The sequence below is a fragment of the Rhizobacter sp. P3_C12 genome (assembly GCF_056402735.1).
On record NZ_JBFUGW010000615.1, the window covers coordinates 1 to 1,058 of the forward strand.

A 1,058-nucleotide genomic window follows, 5' to 3' on the forward strand; every position below is an offset into this window, starting at 1 on the left:
TTGGCGTCGTGCACCAGCATCCCGAGCGCATAGAACGAGTTCAGCGGATTGATCTTGTAGCGCAGCGTGTTGTGGGTGCGCATCGTCGACGCGAGGTCGGCGAACAGGGCGCCCGCCACGCCCACCATCACGACCACCGCCGCGATCAGCCCCAGCAGGTTGCGGCCGGCTTGTCGCCACAGGCCCGGCGCCTGCAGCGGCCGCCGCCACAGCCACGCGAGCGGCAGCACGGCGATCACGAGCACGCTCGCTGCCATGCGCAGGCTCAGCAGGTCGCGCGTCTCGCGCATGTCGGTCTGCAGCACGTTGGTCATCATCGTGCTGTCGATCACGACGTTGTAGGTGCCCATGAAATGCGCACCGAAGGCCGCCGCCAGCAGGAAGAGCCCGATCGCCGGCTTGATGCTCCAGCGCCAGGCCAGCATCGTCAGCACGATGCTGGTGAGGCACGCGACGATCACGCCGAACGCGACGATGAAGAGCGTGCCGCGCGGGCCCTGCATCTCGGGCAGCGCCCGCAGCGACTGCCACAGCGGCCAGTTCGCAAGGGTGGCGATCCACACGCTCGCCAGCACGGCCAGCGTCAGAGGGTTCCAGGAAGCGTGGGAGGAGGGGAACAGAGCCCGGTTGCGGCCAAGGTGCATGCCGGAATTGTCGCAGCAGCAGGATGAGGCGAGGCTTAGGGCAAGGCCTCGATGCCGCCTGTCAGGGTGCGTCGGCGGGTGCGGTTGCTTCGGCCTCGGCGGGGGCGCCGCGCTCGCGCAGCGTCAGCGCGCCGGCCTGGCGGCCCGCGGCCTGGCCGAGCCCGGGAACGACGCTGCCGCCATAGCGGCTGCGCAGTGCCTCGACACGCTCCTGCAGCGGCCCGCCATCGGCGATCTTCTCGTGGTGGCGCTGCAGCGTCATGCGCGCCATCTCGATCAGCTTGCCGTTCAACGTGCGCTCGCCGTGCGCCAGCAGCAGCTGCACGGCGCCGCGGTGGTCGCCCGCCAGCGTGTGCGATACCGCCTGTTCGGCCATCTCGTTGATGCGCTGCTGCGCATCGCGCACGCGCTGCG

The 1,058-nt window shown here is 70.0% G+C and carries 1 protein-coding gene and 1 pseudogene; both read right to left on the bottom strand.

All coding sequences use genetic code 11. From position 1 onward, the window contains the following. The coding region (locus AC1DXV_RS34955) for a phosphoethanolamine transferase domain-containing protein (RefSeq protein WP_477938092.1) at positions 1-644 on the bottom strand (644 nt) is incomplete at its 3' end. A 61-nt stretch (positions 645-705) separates the two neighbouring features. Continuing rightward, positions 706-1,058 (bottom strand): annotated as a pseudogene (locus AC1DXV_RS34960) (response regulator); the annotation flags it as partial.